This window comes from Thermincola sp. GK-1, from assembly GCF_059412445.1.
This window is the reverse complement of the sequence record NZ_JBSQAT010000044.1, coordinates 1-1,280: the sequence shown is the minus strand read 5'-3', so window position 1 is coordinate 1,280 and position 1,280 is coordinate 1. Positions and strand designations below refer to the sequence as shown.

General features: G+C 42.6%; 1 protein-coding gene. It reads right to left on the bottom strand.

What is annotated here, in order from left to right; genetic code table 11:
- Window positions 1-70: 70 nt before the first annotated feature.
- Window positions 71-1,224 (bottom strand): IS3 family transposase gene (locus ACSNJE_RS15905; RefSeq protein WP_495253073.1). Its coding sequence is split into 2 segments (ribosomal slippage): window positions 71-954 and window positions 954-1,224, totalling 1,155 coding nucleotides; the frame shifts between segments, so codons are not numbered across the junction.
- Between the last annotated feature and the right edge of the window lie 56 nt (window positions 1,225-1,280).

Below are 1,280 nucleotides of genomic sequence, written 5' to 3'. Positions count from 1 at the left end.
ATATAATGCTCCCCTTTGTCAAGACACGAAAAAAATTTTGTAAGTTATCCTCCTTTCCGTGTTTGTGTGTTTAAGCAACTTCTTGGTGACGCTTGTCATCATAGACTTGAGCCGGGCATTGGCCTTCAATAGAAGAATGGGGACGATAGGTATTGTACTCATGAATGTATTGGTTTAAAACAATTCTTAGCTCCCTGGGACTATTAAATTCATTAATGTAGATGCAGTCATATTTCAGAGTCCGGAAAAACCGTTCTGTTCTCACATTGTCCAAGGCTTGACCATTGCCATCCATAGAGATTTTAACCATATAGGATTCTAACAGATTTAGATAGTCAGGGTTGGTAAAATGGCTGCCTTGATCACTGTTGATGATCTCCGGTCTGCGGCGGTTCAATGCTCGTTTAAGACAGGTTAAGACAAAGGATTTATCCAAAGTGCTTGACAGCTCAAAATCCACTATACACCGGCTGTACCAGTCAATAATGACAAACAGATACATGAAGCCTTTTTTCATTCGAGTATAGGTAATATCTACGCCCCAGACCTGATCCGGATGGTCAATGGTCAGGTTTCTAAGCAGATAAGGACGAACATATTTGGCATGATACCGCTTACTCAGATTAGGTTTGGGATAAATGGTGTAAATCCCCATGTCACGCATCATTCGGCGTACCTTTTTCCGGTTGATTAGCAAATTATCATCCCGTCTCAAAATGCGGGTAATGGTTCGATAACCCCAGGTGGGGTGAGCCGTATGTATCTCATCAGTCCGGCGCATAGTAAATAAGTCCTCATTGGAGATAGGCTTCTGTTCAGGGGGCTGGCGGTACACGCTAGTACGATTGATACTTAACAATTCTGCCTGACGCTTGACGCTGATATGGGGATTATTTCGGTCAACGAAATCTTTTCTCCCAATCCGGTCCGATAATTTCTTCAGATTTTTTTTTTGAGCCAGTCCACCTCGTAGGTGAGCTGACCGATCTTTCGTTCTAACTGAGCCACTCTTTCGTTTTTCTCTTCCAGTTCTTTTTCGGCTGTGGAGGGCCCTTTCTTAAATACCTCTGCAGCTCGTTCCATAAACTCGCATTTCCAGCGACTAATCACCACAGGGTTGATACCATGCTTAGCGGCGATTTCGTTGACAGTGGAGGCTTCTTGCAGCACCTCCAGGACGACTTTGCTTTTAAATTCGGCTGAATATTGATTTCGCTTTTTCATGTTTCCATTATAACTTACTTTTTAAATTTTGTGTCTCACCTTATGGGTTCATTATA